This window comes from Pseudomonas fluorescens, from assembly GCF_001708445.1.
GTDB classification, from domain to species: Bacteria; Pseudomonadota; Gammaproteobacteria; order Pseudomonadales; family Pseudomonadaceae; genus Aquipseudomonas; species Aquipseudomonas gorinensis.
Genome location: NZ_CP015637.1, coordinates 1,234,589 through 1,252,273 on the forward strand (window position 1 = coordinate 1,234,589; position 17,685 = coordinate 1,252,273).

Sequence of the window (17,685 nt, forward strand, 5' to 3'; positions counted from 1 at the left end):
GTCGGTGCCGCATTCTGCTCCCGGAGGGAAAGCCTGGACAACCGCCAAGCGCATTCAGCGTCTGAGCTGCCTCGGGATGGCGGGGCCAAGCGTGTGCAGGCGGCGGCTGTCGGTGACCTCAAAGGTGGCTTGATTGTCGGTCGTGGAACTGCCGCCGACGAATAGAGTAAAGGTGCCGGCTTCGACCACGGGCAACAAGTCATCGTCGAGCAGGGCAAAGTCTTCCGGGCCAAGGGTGAACTCGACGATCCGGGCTTCGCCAGGGGCCAGGTGTACTTTGCGAAAGCCTCGCAGTCGGCGGACCGGGCGCGCCACGCTGGCGACATCATCGCGTAGATAGAGTTGGACGATTTCGTCTCCCGCCCGCTGGCCCGTATTGGTCACCGTGACGCGGACGTTCAGGGACTGGGTCGAGGCGAGGCGTTCGGTGCTCAGTTGGGGGGCCGAGTAGGCGAAGGTGGTGTAGCTCAAACCAAAACCAAAGGCATACGCGGGCGTCGAGGGCAAATCCAGGTAGGTGGATTCGTACGGGTTTTGGCCTGTGGCCGGGCGCCCGCTGTTCCTGTAGCCATAGTAGATGGGGACTTGCCCCACACTGCGGGCAAAGGTGATGGGCAGCTTGCCGCTGGGGTTTACATCGCCAAACAGCACGTCGGCCACACCCTGCCCCATTTCACTGCCAAGGAACCAGGACTCCAGAATGGCCGTTGCCTGTTGGGCGCTGTTCGAGAGCGACAGCGGGCGACCGTTCATCAGGATGATCACCACGGGCTTGCCGGTTTCCAGCAGCGTTTGCACGAGCGCGTCCTGGGCGCCGGGCAGGCCAAGGTCGGCGCGACTGGCGGCTTCTCCACTCATGTCGGCGGTTTCGCCGAGTACGGCCACCACCACATCGGCCTTCTGGGCGGCCTGTTGTGCCGCTGCTATGCCTTGGGTGTCCAGGCTGGTAGGCGATGCTCCGGGGACGTAGGTCACTTGGGTGGCAGGGGAGACAGTGCGCTGTATGCCTTCCAGTATCGTCACGGTGTCGTTGGTATTTCCAGCCAAGGCCCAAGCGCCCAACGTGGCTTGGGCATCCGTGGCCAGGCTGCCCACCACCAGCAACGTGTGCAGGTCCTTGGGCAAGGGGAGCAGCGCGCCTGAATTTTTCAGCAGGACGATGGATTTCTGTGCCGCCTCGCGAGCCAGAGCACGGGTTTGCGGGGTCAGGGTCTGGGCACGTTCGCGGGCGGGGTCGCTGTAGCGATAGGGATTTTCGAACAGGCCCAGCCGCTGCTTGGCCCTGAGGATATGGCGTACGGCCTCATCCACGGTGGTCAGCGACACTTGACCGTTGCGCACCAGGTCGGGCAGGTTTCGGCTATAGGACTGGCTGACCATGTCAATCTCGACACCGGCGTTCAATGCCTTGCGCGTGGCATCCGCTGGACTGGCCGCCACGCCATGGGGGATGAGTTCATGCACGCCCATCCAGTCGCTGACGATGATTCCGGTAAACCCCCATTGGCCGCGTAACAGACCTTTGAGGAGGGGCGCGTTGCTGTGCATGGGAACCCCCGCGAGTTCCTCGAACCCTGGCATCACGGCATCCGCGCCGGCCTCTACGGCCGCCTGGAACGGCGGCAGGTAGACCTCTTGCAAGGTGCGTTGTGACAGGTCGGCGCTGTTGTAGTCACGTCCGCCTTCGGCGGCGCCGTAAGCGACAAAATGTTTGGCGGTGGACAGCATGAAGGATGTGTTGGGTGGCCCATCGCCGTGAGTCCCTCGGACTCTTGCCACCGCCAGTGCCGAACCCAGGAACGGGTCTTCCCCGGCCCCCTCGACCACCCGCCCCCAGCGTGGGTCGCGGGTGATATCGAGCATGGGGGCAAAGGTCCAATGCAGGCCGCTGGCCGAAGCCTCCATGGCGGCTGCACGGGCAGTGCGTTGCGACAAGTCGGGGTCCCAGGCCGCCGCCTCGGCCAAGGGCACCGGGAATAGGGTGCGAAAACCGTGGATCACATCAAATGCAAACAACAGCGGGATATGCAGGCGCGAGCCTTCTACGACGCTCTGCTGCAATTGTCGGGTCCGTTCGGCACCGTAGATGCCGAGCACCGAGCCCACAGTCTGCATCGGCGGGTGGGTCAGGCTGCCCTGGTCAATCGCCGGGCCGGTGACGGTGTCCACTGTCGCCAACTGGGTGAGCTGGCCAGCTTTTTCCTCTAGCGTCATTTGCGCCAGCAGCAGTTCAACCGGGTCAGTCTGTGCCGAGGCCGATAGCGCAAGGCAGACGAGTAGCAATGCCACGAGACGAATAGCCATGACAGCCTTCCCTGGCGGACAGTGTTTTTTGAGTGTCCAACGGGTGGGCGAAGCCGTCTACTGTCAGAAATGACAGTGCGGGACGGTTTTTTGAGTGGCGTCTGCCGGCGTGGTGTGAGTGGGCGGGGCCGGCTCCTGCTGTTGCCGGTCATTGGTCTTGTGGCGGCTTGTGGTTGAGGGGCCGCCTCGATCGCGTGGCGATTTACCTAGGCTTGGTTTGCGCTTTGGCGTTATTGCAATCGATCTAAAAAAGCCGAGCTGTACGGGGCGACTAGGCTGTTTGCCGAATGGGCAGCACCACCCGGAAGGTGGTGCCTTTGCCCACTTCGCTGCTGACCGTAATAGTCCCGTGATGTTTCTTCACAATCCCATACGACAGCGAGAGCCCCAGCCCCGTCCCTTCACCCACCGGCTTGGTGGTGAAGAACGGGTCGAAAATCTTTTGCAGGGCCTGCGGGGCAATCCCGCAGCCGTTGTCCGCGACTTCCAGCCAGATGGTGTCGCCTTCCACGCCGGTGCTCAGGGTGATGGTGCCGCGCTCCGGCCCCATGGATTGGGCCGCATTGATCACCAGGTTCATCACCACCTGGTTGAGCTGCGAGGCCAGGCACTCGATGTCCGGCAAGGGCTGGTAGTGCTTGACCACGTCGGCCTTGTACTTGAGTTCACTGGCGACGATGTTCAGCGTCGAGTCGATGCCTTGTTGCAGGTTGGCCCACTGCCAGGTCTGGTCGTTGTCCACCCGTGAAAAGTTTTTCAGGTCCCTGACGATCTGCACCACGCGGTTGATGCCTTCCTTGGATTCATGGATCAGGACCGGAATATCCTCCTTGAGAAAATCCAGCTCCAGGCTTTCGCGCAAAGCCTTGAGCTGATCACGCTGCTCGCCCGATTCGATCATCTCCTCAGCCTGCCGGTAAGCGCCCAGCATCTGTTGCAGTTGGCTGAAGTAGCTGTCGAGGGTATTGAGGTTGGACGAGATAAACCCCACCGGGTTATTGATCTCATGCGCGACCCCCGCCGCCAGTTGCCCAAGCGACGCCAGCTTTTCCGACTGCACCAGTTGGCTTTCCAGGTGTTTGCGTTCGTCGATTTCGATTTGCAGCGCCTCGCTGGCGTGGGTCAGCGCCTGGGTGCGCTGCACCACCAATTGTTCCAGGTGGCTGTTTTGCAGCGAGGCACGGCGGGCCATGTCCCATTTGTTGGTCAGGGTGTTGGCCATCTGCTGGACTTCGATGTTGTCGAAAGGTTTTTTCAGGATCAGCAGGCGGTCATGGGCTTGCAGCCGGGCGAGCAAATCTTCCCAGGAATAATCCGAATACGCCGTGCACACCACCACTTGCAGGCCGGGGGCGACTTTCCATAGCTCCTCGATCGTCTTGGCACCGTCCCAGCCCTGGGGCATGCGCATATCGACAAAGGCCAATGCATAGGGACGTTGCTTGGCCATGGCGGTGACGAGCAATGCCAGTCCCTCTTCGCCGCCATAGGCCGAGTCCAGCTCGAATGCCGGGGCGGCCGGTTGGGTACTGTCGCCGAACAGGGCTGACTCCATTTCATCGAGCACCTGGTTGGTCTCGATCGGCGGCGTCAGGATCTTGCGAAAATCGTCGTGGATCGACGGCGTGTCATCGATCAGCAAAATGCGCCGGTTAGGTGGTTGGTTCATGACTGACTTCCGGCCGGGTAAGAGGAATCTTCAAGGTGAATATAGCGCCTTGGCCCGGCCCATCGCTGTGGGCGCTGAGCTGGCCGTTCATTTCCAGGGCGGCCAGGGCACAGCTGTGCAAGCCGAAGCCGTGGCCTTCCTTGCGGGTGGTAAAGCCGTGGGTGAAGATCCGTGTCATGTTTTCTGCGGGTATACCTTCGCCGTCGTCCTTGACGCTGATCTGCAAGGTGTCGCCATCCACGGGCGTGACGGACAGGGTGATGCGGCGTGGCCGGTCGCTCAGGTTGGCCATGGCGTACTTGGCGTTGCTGATCAGGTTGACCATGATCAGCAACAGGCGATGTTTGTCCCCCAGGATCTGCGGCACGGCTGCGTATTCCTTGATCACCGTGACGTTATGACGGCTCAGGGCGCCTGCGTTCATGCGCAAGGCATCTTCCATCAAGGCACTGATATCCAGCGGTTCCAGCAGGCTGGATGCGCCCGCATAGGATTGCTGGGTGGAGACGATGTCCTTGATGTGGTCGACGCTCTTGCTCAGTTGTGCCAGCTCGTCCGTAAGCCCTTGCTGTTCAACGGCAATGGCGTTTACCAGTTGGTTCAGGTAGCCGGGCAACAGCTTGCCCTTTTCATCTTCGGTGAGGAAGGTGCCGAGGTCACCCTGGTGCTCGTTGATCAATTGCATGGCCTTGCCCAGGCCCTGTGCCTTGCTGCTGCGCAGTTTACGGGCAACCAGGTCGGCGGAGATGTTCACGCTGTTGAGCACGTTGCCGACGTTGTGCAGCACATTGGTCGCGATCTCGGCCATGCCGGCCTGGCGGGCATTGTCCATCAGCTCGCTCTGGGCATCCTTGAGCTGTTGAGTGCGCCGCTCGACGCGTTGTTCCAGGGTTTCGTTGGCGGCCTGCAAGGCGCGATTGACGCGGTTTATCTCGGCGACGCTGCGCAGCAGTCGAATCGCCAGGTACAGCAACAAGGCGACCAGCAGGGTCGAGAACACCAGCAGGTAGCGATGGTATTTCTGGTCGATGCGGTCGGCGGCCTGTTGATCCTGATTGAGGTGGGTGGTCAGTTCATCCAGGCGTTCGGCCACCGGGATGGCGGCGATCTGTTCGAGCAAGGTGTTGACCACCGGCTGCTCGCGCAAAATCAGTTCGATGTGATTGCTCAAAATGTCCACGGGGGCCTGGAACGCGCTGGGCAACAGTTCTTTGTTGACGTTCAGCTTGCCCAGGCCGACGAGGATGTCGGCGGCACGCTCGTCACTGGTGATCTGGGCGAACTCCATGCTGCTGAGCAGCAAGTCGTACGTGTCGGTGGCCACGCTTTGCAGTTGCAGTTTGGCGGGCCCGTTCACCTGGTTGAACTGCGCCTGGATATCGTCTTCGGCCGTCGGCAGGAAGGCCAGGGAGTTACGCAACACCGCATTGTGGGATTTGAACTGGTCGACCCGCCGGGCTTTTTCCTGGATCGCCTCCCGGTAGGCTTGTTGGCTGGCTTGCCAGGCGCGCAGGTCTTCAGGGTTGTGGTATGAGTCATGTGCTTCCAGCTCGGCCCACAGCTGGGTCATTTTTGTGAGGGGCGTCACCAGCGGGTCGTAATTGTGGGTGATGGCGATCCTGGCCTTGAGCACCTCGCTGTCCCACTGTGCGTTGAGTTGCTGCAACTGGCGGATCAGGTCGCGTGACTGGGTGTAGGAGGCGGCCTGGTCGTTGGAGGACTTGATGTACAGAAAGACCAGTATCGAGGCCAGCAACATCGTCATGCACCCCAGGAACAATTGGCTGGCGCGGCGGCGGGAGAGGGTCATGATGGTCGGCTCATAGCGGTTTACCTGCCCATTCGCCGGTCAGTGTCTTGAGAAACTGGATGATCAGGTCTTTATCCTCCGCGGACGGGATACGGCCCAACTGGTACTTGAACATCACGTCGACGGCTTCCTCCAGGGTCTTGGCCGAGGCGTCGTGGAAATAGGGGGCCGTGACCGCGACATTGCGCAGGCTCGGCACCTTGAACACGTGACGGTCCTCTTCATCCTGGGTCAACAGGTAGCGCCCCAGGTCCGACTCGACAGGGTTGCCGCGCGCCTTGAAGTAGTCGCCCATCACACCGAACTTCTGGAACATATTGCCGCCGATGTTGATCCCCTGGTGGCAGGCAATGCAGCCGTAGTCCTTGAAGCGCTGGTAGCCGTACTTTTCCTGGATCGTCAGGATCTCGGTGTTGCCCAGCAGGTATTGGTCAAAGCGCGAATTCGGGGTGAGCAAGGTTCGCTCATAGGTGGCCAGGGCGTTTTGCACGTTGGCCGCAGTCACGCCATCGGGGTACGCGCCTTTGAACGCCGCCTGGTAGGCGGGCAGGGCGGAGAGGTTCTGCACCACGGTTTTCCAGTCGTTGCCCATTTCCACCGGGCTGATGACCACTTGTTCGATCTGCGCCTCCAGCGTGTCCACCCGGCCATTCCAGAACTGCTTGAAGTTCAGGCTGGCGTTGAACACCGTTGGGGTGTTGATCGCCACGGGCTTACCGTCGAAGCCCAGGGAGAACGGCTTGTTGTCGGCACCACCGGATTCCAGGCGATGACAGCTGGCACATGACAGGGTGTTATTGACCGACAGGCGCGGCTCGTTGAACAACTGGCGGCCCAGTTCGACCTTGGCCGGGTCGAGTTCCGGAACCGGCGGTAACGGTTTGAGCGCTTCGTCCAGCGGCGCCGCCACCAGCGGGGCTCCCGCGCCCATCCATAACGTGAGCAGGAGGCCAAGACGGTAAATTGGAACTTCGCTCAAGCGAGCACTCCTTGCAGGCACGGGGCTATTGACGGGGCATCAGCGAGTCGCAACCCACCCGCAGCAACTGGGCAAAGTCCTTCGCGGGCAGGGCCTGGCTGAACAGATACCCCTGGCCCTCTTCACATTGGAGCGCCTTGAGGACATTCAACTGTTCGATGGTTTCCACCCCTTCGGCGATGATGTTCAACTCCAGGCTCTTGCCCAGGGCGATGATAGCGCTGATCAGCTGTTTGTCCCGGCTGTTTACAGTCAAGCCGTGCACGAATGATTGATCGATCTTCAGCACATCGATGGGGAAACGGCGCAGGTAGCTGAGGCTGCAGTAACCGGTGCCGAAATCATCCAGCGCCAGGCGCACCCCCATGGCCTTGATTTTCTGCAGGGTTTCGACGGTGTCGTCGACATTCTGCATCAGCACGCTTTCGGTGATCTCCAGCTCCAGCTGGGCGGGCGGCAGGCCGGTCTGTTCGAGGATGGCGGCCAGGTTAGCGACAAAATCCCGCTGGCGGAAGTCGAGGGCCGAGATGTTCACAGAGATGCACAGGGGAAACTGGCCCATCGAGCGCCAGGCCTGTGCTTGCGTGCAGGCTTGGCGCAACACCCATTGGGTGAGGGGGATGATCAGGCCACTGTCTTCGGCAACGGGTATGAAATCGGCTGGGCCGATCCAACCCGATTGCGGTTGAAACCAGCGTAAGAGTGCCTCGGCCCCGACGATGCGGCCGGATGTCAAATCCAGCTTGGGTTGGTAGTGCAGCACAAACTCGTCGCGTTCCAACGCCTGGTGCATCGCGCTTTCCAGGTCTTGCTGGTGCCGGGCGCGCAGGTTCATGTCCTCGGTATAAAACCTGAAGTCGTCCGGGCCATGTTCCTTGCTGGCGTGCATGGCGGTTTCCGCGTGCTTGATCAGCTCGACCGCCGTACCGCTGTCATTGGGATAAATGCTGATGCCCAGGCTCGCAGTGACGCTCAGGTCATGGCTCGCGATATGCCGGGTGATGTTGATCGCCTTGAGCAATTTTTGTGCGACGTGCTGGGTTTGCCGAGGGTGCTGAATATCGTTGAGCACGATGACGAACTCGTCGGAGCCATACCGGAACACCGAATCCGACTCACGCACCGCTGCCACCAGGCTTTGGCTGACATGCTTGAGCACCTCGTCACCCACGGGATAACCCAGGGCGTTGTTGATGCGCTTGAACCGGTCCAGGCCAATGAAGATGACGGCCAGTTGAGTGTCGTGACGCCTGCCGAGGGCAATGGCCTGGGTCAATCGGTCGCCCAGCAGTGTGCTGTTGGGCAACTCGGTCAGCGCGTCGTATTGCAGCAGGTGCGACACCTTCAGCAGTTCCTGCACCCGTTCTTCAATGGTGCGCTCCAGGCCAATGACCTTGAGTGCGACGTCCTGGGCGAGCTGCCATTTCCAGGTGAGAGCGCTGGCCATCTGGCGTATTTCCAGGTGGTCGAACGGCTTTTTCAGGATCAACAGTTGGTCGTTGTACTTCAACCGCGCTTCGATCGCTTCAAAGGAATAGTCGGAATAAGCCGTACACAGGGCAATTTGCAGGTGGGGGTCGACGTTCCACAGTTGTTCAATGGTTTGCAGGCCATCCCAGCCAGGCGGCATGCGCATGTCGATGAACACCATGGCATACGGGGCGTCGGCCGCCAGGGCTTGGTTGACCAGGGCAAGCGCCTCCTGGCCCTGGTAGGCGGAGTCCAGCTCGAAGGCCTGGCGCAGCACTGGCGCGGTGCCGAACAGGGTTTCCTCGAGGCTGTCCATGGACGGCTCGCCGTTTGGATCGGCACACAGGATCTTGCGGAAGTCCTCATGGATCGAGGCCGAGTCATCGACGATCAGAATGCGACGGTTGGCCCGTCCTGAATCCGGGCTCATGGCGCACTCCCCAACTGCAAACGACTCGACGACATAACGACCCCTTCCCTGAGACTACGTTTAAGCACAGTGTTGGCCTTCGGTGACAGCATAGTCGAGCGCGCTTGAATTTGATGGCCAGTTGGCGTCAAATCACCCCGGTTCCTGCTGCACGATAGGCAACGCCAGTCGACCTGGCTTCCGGTGACGGGTCAAGGTGTGACATAAGGGTTCAAGTTCGCTCAATTTTGTTTTATTCGAAGGCAGAGTCGCCATGGACGCACAACTCGCTACGACATCGCCCTATAAACCCACCATTCTGCTGGTTGACGACGAAGAATCGATCCTCAACAGCCTGCGTCGCCTCCTGCGCGGTCAACCCTACGAGGTCATGCTGGCAACCAGCGGCGCCCAGGCCCTGGACATCATGGCGGCCCATCCCATCGACCTGGTGATGAGCGATGCACGCATGCCGGGCATGAATGGGGCCGAGCTGCTGGCCAGGGTCCATCAGTTGTACCCGTCGACCGGTCGCATCCTGCTGACGGGCTACGCTGACCTGCCGACCATCGTCAAGGCGATTAACGATGGGCAGATCGATCGCTATATCAGCAAGCCCTGGAATGACGATGAGTTGCAGTTGACCCTGCGCCAGTGCGTTGAGCACCAGCGCCTGGAGCGCCTGACCCGCGACCAGAACGAGCAATTGAAAGTGCTCAATGCCACCCTGGAAAAACGCGTGGCGGCGCGCACCGCCGAGTTGCAACAGACCGCCGACATGCTCGACCTGGCCTACGACGAGCTCAAGCGCAGCTATGTGACCGGCACCGAGGTGTTTTCGCTGTTGGCCAACCTGCGCTTACCCAAGCAGAAGCAGACCAATCGCCAGTTGATCGAATTGATCCGGGTGTATTGCAGGGCCCAGGCGATCGACGAAGCCAGTGCCCGCGACCTGGCCATGGCCGCCGCGCTCTACAACATTGGCAAGTTGAGCTGGAGCGACAGCATGATGGTCGCGCCATCGGACATGCTGCACAGTACCGATCGCGAGCGTTATCGGGCCTATCCGACCCAGAGCGAGTCGTTGCTGATGACCCTGGAGCCGATGAAGGACGCGGCACGCTTGATCCGCCATCACCAGGAGCGTTGGGACGGCACGGGTTTCCCCGACCACCTCAAGGGCGAGCAGATCCCCTCGGGGTCGCGGTTGTTGAAACTGGCCGTCGACTTTATCGAGTTACAAAAGGGCTTGATCCTCGAGCGGCAGATGAACAGCGATGAAGCGCTGCTCTTTATTCGCAAATATGCCGGCAAACTCTACGACCCGGACATGCTGGAGGACTTTATCCACGCGTGCGCTGCCTTCCTCAGCGACGTGACGTTGGGCGACCCGAGCGTGAAGGCGCTGACCACCCGCGAACTGACCGAAGGCATGGTGCTGGCGCGCAATCTCAATGCCGATAACGGCATGTTGCTGCTCAACGCCGGCAAGGTGTTGAACCTGCCGCTGGTGGACAAGCTGATTGCGTTTGAAGCGATGGAAGGGGCCAAGTACACCGTGTTTATCAAAGACCCTGAAGAAGGTGCGCTGCTTTCCGATTGAGGCGCTTTCTGTGATCCTTGCGGCCCTTTCATTCGAGGCAGCCTGTACATGACCACTACGATTCGAATCGCCGCGGCCCTGCTGATCGGCGGCGACGGCCAAACCCTGCTGGTGCGCAAGCGTGGCACCCAGGCTTTCATGCAACCCGGCGGCAAGATCGACGCCGGTGAGCAACCTGTCCAAGCCCTGGCCCGTGAGCTGTACGAAGAACTGAACCTGCAGATTGACCCCGGCGCGGCCGTGTACCTCGGCCGCTTCTCGGCCCCGGCTGCCAACGAGCCGGGTTTCACCGTGCAAGCCGAGTTGTTCCAGGTACACATTGATGTACCGGTGAGCCCCGCCGCTGAAATCGAAGAGGTGCGCTGGATTGACCCGGCCGGTGATGGTGGCCTGGCGCTGGCGCCGTTGACCCGTGACCTGATCCTGCCGTTTTATCGCGAATCCCTGGCCAGTACTGTCTGACGGGGAGAGGGGTTCAGCGCACCGCGCTGACCCCGTCCAGCGTGGAAAACGAAGTGTCCTTGGCCGTCAGCAGGAAGTCGCGCATGTACGGCGCATCCAGCATGTCCGCACGAATCCCCGCATACAACGTGGCAAACAGCCCTTTCTCGCCCAGGCGCTTGGCCTTCACGTAACCGCGCGAGCTGTATTCATGCAGCGCCCAATGGGGCATGCCGCACACGCCACGACCGCTGGCCACCAGTTGCATCATCATCACCGTCAGTTCCGAGGTCCGCACCTGGGCCGGTTCCACGTCGGCCGGCTCCAGGAAGCGGGTGAAGATGTCCAGGCGGTCACGTTCCACCGGGTAGGTGATCAGGGTTTCAGTGAGCAGGTCTTGCGGCACGATGTAGGCTTTGTTCGCCAGCGCATGCTGGTTGGCCACGGCGAGCATCGCTTCGTAAGTGAACAGCGGCACATAGGTAATGCCCGGCAGTTCCAGTGGGTCAGAGGTCACCACCAGGTCCAGGTCGCCGCGAGCCAGGGCCGGCAGGGGGGCGAAGGCAAACCCCGAGGCCAGGTCCAGTTCGACTTCGGGCCAGGCGTCACGGAACTGGTCGATGGTCGGCATCAACCATTGGAAGCAGCTGTGGCACTCGATCGCCATGTGCAGGCGCCCGGCGGTGCCGCCGACCAACCGCGCGATATCGCGCTCGGCACCCCGCAGCAAGGGCAGGGTGGCATCGGCCAGTTGCAGCAGACGCAGGCCGGCGCTGGTGAAACGCACGGGTTTGGTCTTGCGCACGAACAACGGCATGCCCAGGCGCTCTTCAAGCTCCTTGAACTGGTGGGACAGCGCCGATTGCGTCAGGTGCAGGCGCTCGGCGGCTTCCACCAGGCTGTCGGCTTCGCGCAGGGCGTGCAGGGTCTTGAGGTGACGGATCTCGAGCACGGGCTCTCCATGAGGATAGTTTGTGACAAGTTGCGATAGCGTGAGTTTGTCTCATGTTCGCGGGCCTGTCGACCACGACCACCGGGCACTCTTCATCAAACTGTCATGGAAGTGTGGCAGCGCGCTTGAACAAACTTCATCAGACTCGCGCTCTACTGGGGTTCTGCGTTTCGGTGTTTTTCATGCGCGTGTTGTTTTTACTGGCCGCTCTACTATTCGGCCTGCCGTCTTTTGCGGCTTCTCGATGTGATGTCAATGTCCCGACCCAAACGGTCGACCTGGCTCAGGTGAGCATCGCTTACCAGAGCATCGGCCGTGCGTCCGATCCTGCATTGCTGCTGGTGATGGGCCTGGGCGGGCAGTTGATCCACTGGCCGGATGAAGTGGTCGTCGCCCTGTGCCAGCAAGGTTTCCGGGTGATTCGCTACGACAACCGTGACGTTGGCCTGTCCACCTGGCGCCAGGCACCGGCCAGCGCCAACCTGACCTTCGAAGTGCTGCGCTACAAGCTCGGCCTGCCGGTGGCCGCGCCCTACACCCTGACCGACATGGCCGACGATGCCCTGGGCTTGATGGACGCGTTGCAGATCCGCCAATTCCATGTGCTGGGCGCGAGCATGGGCGGCATGATCGCCCAGCACCTGGCCGCCATGGCGCCGCAGCGCGTGGAAAGCCTGACGCTGATCATGACCAGCTCTGGCGCTGAAGGCTTGCCGGCCCCGAATGCAGCGCTGGTGCAGTTGTTGTCGCGACGCAGCGCGCCGAATCGTGAAGTGGCGCTGGAGCAGCAGGCGGATTTGCTCGCGGCGTTGGGCAGCCCGAACGTGAAGGATGATCGCCAGGCGTTGTTGCACCAGGCGGCGCTGTCCTACGACCGCGCCTTCAACCCGGAAGGCGTGAAGCGCCAGATCATGGCGATCCTCGCCGAACCGAGCCGCGTGCCGCTGCTCAACCAATTACGCGTGCCGACCCTGGTGGTCCACGGCACCGCCGACCCGTTGCTGCCGGTGATGCACGGCGTGCACCTGGCGGCGCATATCCAGGGCAGCCAATTGAAGTTGATTCCCGGCATGGCCCACCGTTTCCAGGAAGCGTTCAAGGCGCCGCTGCTGACGGCGGTTCTACCGTACCTGCAAGCCCATCGCGAAGATGCTGCACATTGGGCGCAGATTGACCTGGGCGAGCCTTCGAAGGTGTTGTGACATTGGTGTATCGTGCAACTTTTGTGGCACATGAATGCCAGCGAGGTTGCCTACCATGAGTACTCCCCTGAAAATCGATTTCGTCAGCGACGTGTCCTGCCCCTGGTGCATCATCGGCCTGCGTGGCCTGACCGAAGCCCTCGACCAACTGGGCAGCGAGGTGCAGGCCGAGATCCATTTCCAGCCGTTCGAACTGAACCCGAACATGCCCGCCGAGGGGCAGAACATCGTCGAGCACATCACCGAGAAATACGGTTCCACCGCCGAACAGTCCCAGGCCAATCGTGAGCGCATCCGTGACATGGGGGCCGCGCTGGGCTTTGCCTTTCGTACCGACGGCCAGAGCCGTATCTACAACACCTTCGACGCCCATCGCCTGCTGCATTGGGCCGGGTTGGAAGGCTTGCAGTACAACCTCAAGGAAGCGTTGTTCAAGGCCTATTTCACCGATGGTCAAGACCCGTCCGACCACGCCACCCTGGCGATCATCGCCGAGAGCGTCGGCCTGGACCTCAAGCGCGCGGCCGAGATTCTCGCCAGCGACGAATACGCCGCAGAAGTCCGCGAGCAGGAGCAGTTGTGGATCTCCCGTGGCGTGACGTCGGTGCCGACCATCGTGTTCAACGATCAATACGCTGTCAGCGGTGGCCAGCCGGCCGAAGCCTTTGTGGGGGCGATTCGCCAGATCATCAACGAAGCCAAAAACTGAAGTCGAACACTGATCCAAATGTGGGAGGGGGCTTGGTCCCGATGGCTTAGTGTCAGCCGATAAAGATGTTGAATGTGCCACTGCTATCGGGGCATGGGTATCTACACAATTTCCAGTGGTCTGTGGCGAGGGAGCTTGGTCCCGTGGCGGCCTTCGGGCCGACCGCTTTTTTGGAGTTTTAGCGAGTACATATCGGTCGGCCCGAAGGCCGCCACGGGACCAAGCTCCCTCGCCACAGACCGCTGAAAAAAGTTGTGTAGATACTTATGCCCCGATGAGGCCGCCATCGGGGCAAGCCCCCTCCCACATCAGTTCTGCGCAGGCTTCAAGCCTTCGCTCGTTCACCCGCTGGCCCGCCCCTTGCATTGACCCCCTAAAGCCCAGCCGGTATCCGGTTGGGCGCTGCCATTAGGGGTGAAACACTACCTTGAATATTCTTGACCTCGACCACAGCCTCACCGGTCAGGCGCCGATTGCCCAACGTTTGGCCAGTGGCCGCGCCAACCGTATCGACTTGCTGGACCTGGGCCCTAAATTACGCCTGTGGTCCACCGAAAAAACCTGGAAGCGCTTCGCCGAACGCCTGGCCCACCGGCCGCGGCCCACCAATGCGCGGCCGGAAATTCTATTTGTCGGCTCCGGCGATTATCACCACCTCACGCCGGCATTCCTCGCGGATTTGAAAGAACCTGTCAGCCTGATCCACTTCGACAACCACCCCGACTGGGTGCGCCTGGCACCCAAGCGGCACTGTGGTTCGTGGGTCAACCGTGCGCTGAAAATGCCGGCGATCCAACGTATCGTGACCCTCGGCCCGTGCAGCGACGACCTGCATAACCCGCAACTGCGCGGTGGCAACCTTGGCGCCCTCAAGCGCGGGAAATTGCAGCTGTTTCCGTGGCAGCACCCGCCATCGAAGGTCTGGGGCCGGGTGGGCGATGGTGCTGGCCACCAGCAGCAGGAAAACTACCTGCACTGGCGCAACCTGGCGGAGCTCGACTGGGCGGCCTTTCTGGACCAGATGATCACCAGTCTGCCCACCGAGGCGATCTGGATCACCATCGACAAAGATGTGCTGGCCAGTGAAGACGCAGCCACCAACTGGGACCAGGGCGGCATGCGCCTGACCCACCTGCTCCAGGCGCTGCGGGCCCTGGCGGCGCGCAAGCGGATCATCGGCATCGACGTGTGCGGCGAGTTCGCCACGCCGGTGTTCAGTAACGCGTTCAAGCGTTGGGAGGCCAAGTCCGACCAGCCGCCGCCGGAGCGTTGGAGCACGGAGGATTTGCAGCGCAACGCTGCCACCAACGAAGCCCTGATCAACCTGTTTGAGGAGCTGTTCCCGTGACCCTGACCGTGGTGTTGCTGGTGGCCTTTTCCATCGTGCTCGATGTGATCGGCCAACTGTGTTTCAAGATTGGCCTGGACCGCCTGCCAGCGCTGGAGGGTGAGTTTCGCCTGAATGCCTTCTGGGGCCAGGTGTTCAATGCGCCGTTGCTGTGGGCCGGGATCGGCGCCTATGCCATCGAGTTCTTCGTCTGGCTGGAAGCCTTGTCCCGTGCGCCGTTGAGCCTGTTGTTCCCGGCGGCGGCGCTGGCTTATTGCGGGGTGGTGCTGGCAGGCAAGCTGGTGCTCAAGGAAACCGTCAGCCGGCGCCGTTGGCTGGGAACCCTGGTGATTACCCTGGGGGTGATGTTGGTGGCGATTGGGAGTCAGGCATGAATACGCAGGATGTTGTGGTAGCGCGCCCAAGTGGCTGGTTGCACGGGCGCCTCGGCACCGTGGTGCTGTGGGCCTTGCTGATTTGTACCGAAAGCGCCGGGCAGTTGTTTACCAAGGTGGCTGGCAACCAACTGGGCCAGATGGATTTCAACTGGCAGTGGTTGTCCGAGGTGGCGCGCAACCCAGGGATTCTGGCGGCGATCGCCAGTTACATCGGGGCGTTTTTCGTGTGGATGCTGATTCTGCGGCGCAGCAGCCTGTCCCTGGCGTTCCCCCTGAGTTCGTTGGTGTTTGTGGTGGTGCTGCTCGGTTCGTGGCTGGGGCTGGGGGAACACATCAGCCTGCTGCATTGGGTGGGGGTTGCGGTGATTATCGGCGGGATCGCCCTGCTGGCCGAGGGCGAAGAAAACTGAAATCGCCCTTCCCGTAGCAGCTGGGTCACACAGCTGCTACGGGAGGGAGGTCAGGGTTTGCGGTGTGCAACCAAAAAGCCCAGGCCGTGTGACACTGGAATCGACTTGACCCCCGCCGCACGCTGTTGCTCGGCAATTTCCCGATGAAACGCCTTCATCTTGGTCCAGTGCATTTTGGGCCGGTAGTGGTGTTCGGCGTGGTAGCCGTTGTTCATCCAGATCAGGTTGTACAACCGGCTATAGGAACTCACGCCCCAAGCGATCGGCAGGTCCGGGTTGCCGCCGAAGTGCTCATAGTAGCCATTGAGCGATGACAGGCACTGGCCCAGGTACCAGAACGGCAATAACCACAACACCGCCTGCCAGTTGTAGAACGCCAGGGCGATGTAGAACGCCACTGTCACGCCGATCTCGACCTTGACCCAGCGCGCATCCGCCGGGCGCTTGCGCTTCATTTCGTCATAGAACGGCTTGGGGTCGTCACGGAAGAAACTGAGGAAGGTATAGGCCCAGGGATTCTCCGGCTGCCCATCCTTGCCGCGCTGGTAGATCGACAGGGGGTCGATGGTGTGCCCATCCGGCCCCGGCAGATCGGCGTTACCGCGATGATGGCGGTTGTGGATATCGCGGTAGAGCGTCTGGGAAAAGCCGATGGTCACCGACAGCAACAGGTCGAAGGCGCGGTTCATCGCGCGATGGCTGAAGTAGGCGTTGTGGATCTGGTTGTGCGAGATGCTGTTGATGCTCCACGACAGGCTCACCGCGTAGAGCAGCGCCAGGGGCAACAGGGCCCACCCGCTCAGGCTATGAAAGGCGGTTACCAGCCAGATGACAAAAACGAAATGGGCCAGGCCCATCGTGATGGGGACCAGGTCCCAGAGCGAGTGGTGCAGCAGGCGGTAAGCGGGGCGAGCCATGAATAGCGTCCTGAAGAAATGAATTCCGGGGCGTCATTGCAAGGCTCAGACCAGTTTGTAAGAAGGTGTGTGCTTATTAGTCGAACTTGTAGCTGATGGCTGTCTGTACCTGGCCCTGGTTCACGTCCCCGGTCGCCTTGACGATAGTGCTATTGGCCGCCGAGCCCACCAGGTGCACCCAGCTGGCGCTGGTCAGCAGCGACCAGTGGGACGCCAGGGGGAATTCAAAACTCTGGGTCAGCGTCATGTTCTGGAAGCCCGCGCTGGCGTTGTAGGCGCGAATGCCGGAGGCCGCGGATTCGTTGGAGTCCACGCCGAAATAGGTCTGGGTCTGGCGGGCGTCGGCAAAGTGCGCCATCAGGCCGGTGCTGCCAATAATCCCGCTGCCCAGTGGGTAGCCCAACTCACCGCCGAGCTTACCCAGTACGCCACTTTGATCATGCCCGCCACCAACGGCCTGGCCCACCTGGGCGTACACACGCCAGAAATCGACCGGGGCGTATTGAATGAAACCACCGATTTCGGCCATGTCCGAGACATTGCGCAGGCCGCGCAGTGAGCCGTTGGCCGTACGCCCCTGCAGGTAATTGATATAGGGGCCGGCGGTAAAACCGTTGGTATTGAGGGCGCTCCAGGTCAGGCCGTCATCGGTGCCCAGGCTGACGCTGCCCCAGTCGAGGTCCACGTAGGGGATGGGCCGCGTTTCGTAGCGACTGGCGGTCGGGTCATGGGGTTGATAAGCGATACCTGCGCCGACTTCGCCGGTGATGCCTTCTGCCAGGGCTGCGCTGGAAAAGCCCCAGAGTCCCAATAAACCGGCGAATACAGCAGAAGTAACCTTGAACATGGAGCGTTTCCTTATCTGGCCATGCGCGCATGAACGCGCGAAGGGGGGGCCTGGCGCAAGCACTCATCTTGTTTGTAGAAAGCTACAAAAATTGTAGCTCCTGCGACACATATCGCCCGAATTACCCGCCAAACCCCCAGCCCTGCTGGGCCCAGGCCAGTTGGCACAGTCCCTGCTCTACCCCTTCTGCAAGCGCACACAGCGCGCTCTTCTTCAAGCCCTCCAACTCAAGGACAGG

The 17,685-nt window shown here is 61.2% G+C and carries 15 protein-coding genes; 7 read left to right on the forward strand and 8 right to left on the reverse strand.

The features are described 5' to 3' along the window. Positions 1-54: 54 nt before the first annotated feature. From A7317_RS05435 to A7317_RS05455, 5 genes are all read right to left on the reverse strand, one after another. Positions 55-2,304 carry a glycoside hydrolase family 3 N-terminal domain-containing protein gene (locus A7317_RS05435; RefSeq protein WP_069075344.1) on the reverse strand — a complete coding sequence of 750 codons (2,250 nt, stop codon included), beginning with the start codon at positions 2,302-2,304 and terminating at the stop codon, positions 55-57. Between the two features lie 271 nt (positions 2,305-2,575). Further along, the gene (locus A7317_RS05440) at positions 2,576-3,973 is read right to left on the reverse strand and encodes an ATP-binding protein (protein WP_069075345.1); all 1,398 of its coding nucleotides are present in this window, start codon (positions 3,971-3,973) and stop codon (positions 2,576-2,578) included. After that, positions 3,957-5,783, reverse strand: coding sequence for a DAHL domain-containing protein (locus tag A7317_RS05445; protein WP_024073675.1), 1,827 nt, complete (start codon positions 5,781-5,783; stop codon positions 3,957-3,959). Before A7317_RS05445 ends, A7317_RS05440 begins: the two co-directional genes overlap by 17 nt. Positions 5,784-5,793: 10 nt before the next feature. Continuing rightward, a complete protein-coding gene (locus A7317_RS05450; protein WP_370531111.1) occupies positions 5,794-6,714 on the reverse strand; it encodes a cytochrome-c peroxidase in 921 nt (306 codons plus the stop codon). A 73-nt stretch (positions 6,715-6,787) separates the two neighbouring features. Then, entirely contained in the window at positions 6,788-8,662 is a 1,875-nt protein-coding gene (locus A7317_RS05455) for a putative bifunctional diguanylate cyclase/phosphodiesterase (RefSeq protein WP_024073677.1), read from the reverse strand. A gap of 253 nt (positions 8,663-8,915) precedes the next feature. On the opposite strand from A7317_RS05455, the gene A7317_RS05460 reads away from it, so the two are divergent. Both A7317_RS05460 and A7317_RS05465 read left to right on the forward strand, forming a co-directional pair. After that, positions 8,916-10,244, forward strand: a complete 1,329-nt coding sequence (locus A7317_RS05460) for an HD domain-containing phosphohydrolase (protein ID WP_069075346.1) — start codon at positions 8,916-8,918, stop codon at positions 10,242-10,244. Between the two features lie 48 nt (positions 10,245-10,292). Continuing rightward, positions 10,293-10,706, forward strand: coding sequence for an NUDIX hydrolase (locus A7317_RS05465; RefSeq protein ID WP_024073679.1), 414 nt, complete (start codon positions 10,293-10,295; stop codon positions 10,704-10,706). Positions 10,707-10,719: 13 nt separating this feature from the next. Here the strand turns inward: A7317_RS05465 and metR are convergent, their stop codons facing one another. Further along, positions 10,720-11,637, reverse strand: coding sequence for a transcriptional regulator MetR (metR, locus tag A7317_RS05470; RefSeq protein WP_024073680.1), 918 nt, complete (start codon positions 11,635-11,637; stop codon positions 10,720-10,722). A gap of 182 nt (positions 11,638-11,819) precedes the next feature. Here metR and A7317_RS05475 point away from each other — a divergent pair, with 182 nt between their 5' ends. The 5 genes from A7317_RS05475 (at position 11,820) to A7317_RS05495 (ending at position 15,683) form a co-directional block, all read left to right on the forward strand. Beyond that, positions 11,820-12,839: an alpha/beta fold hydrolase gene (locus A7317_RS05475; RefSeq protein ID WP_041160850.1), complete on the forward strand. Its 1,020-nt coding sequence runs from the start codon at positions 11,820-11,822 to the stop codon at positions 12,837-12,839. 55 nt (positions 12,840-12,894) lie between these two features. Then, entirely contained in the window at positions 12,895-13,548 is a 654-nt protein-coding gene (locus A7317_RS05480) for a DsbA family oxidoreductase (protein ID WP_024073682.1), read from the forward strand. A gap of 427 nt (positions 13,549-13,975) precedes the next feature. Next, complete coding sequence (locus A7317_RS05485) at positions 13,976-14,896, forward strand: arginase family protein (RefSeq protein WP_024073685.1); 921 nt, start codon at positions 13,976-13,978, stop codon at positions 14,894-14,896. Beyond that, a complete protein-coding gene (locus tag A7317_RS05490; protein ID WP_024073686.1) occupies positions 14,893-15,270 on the forward strand; it encodes an EamA family transporter in 378 nt (125 codons plus the stop codon). The genes A7317_RS05485 and A7317_RS05490 overlap by 4 nt, the downstream gene beginning before the upstream one ends. Beyond that, the gene (locus A7317_RS05495; protein ID WP_069075347.1) at positions 15,267-15,683 is read left to right on the forward strand and encodes an EamA family transporter; all 417 of its coding nucleotides are present in this window, start codon (positions 15,267-15,269) and stop codon (positions 15,681-15,683) included. The genes A7317_RS05490 and A7317_RS05495 overlap by 4 nt, the downstream gene beginning before the upstream one ends. A 50-nt stretch (positions 15,684-15,733) precedes the next feature. Here the strand turns inward: A7317_RS05495 and A7317_RS05500 are convergent, their stop codons facing one another. Together A7317_RS05500 and A7317_RS05505 are read right to left on the reverse strand one after the other, a co-directional pair. Next, entirely contained in the window at positions 15,734-16,600 is an 867-nt protein-coding gene (locus A7317_RS05500) for a fatty acid desaturase family protein (protein WP_024073688.1), read from the reverse strand. A 76-nt stretch (positions 16,601-16,676) separates the two neighbouring features. Further along, positions 16,677-17,447 (reverse strand): MipA/OmpV family protein, encoded by a 771-nt coding sequence (locus A7317_RS05505; RefSeq protein WP_069075348.1) that lies wholly within the window; start codon positions 17,445-17,447, stop codon positions 16,677-16,679. Positions 17,448-17,685 lie beyond the last annotated feature (238 nt).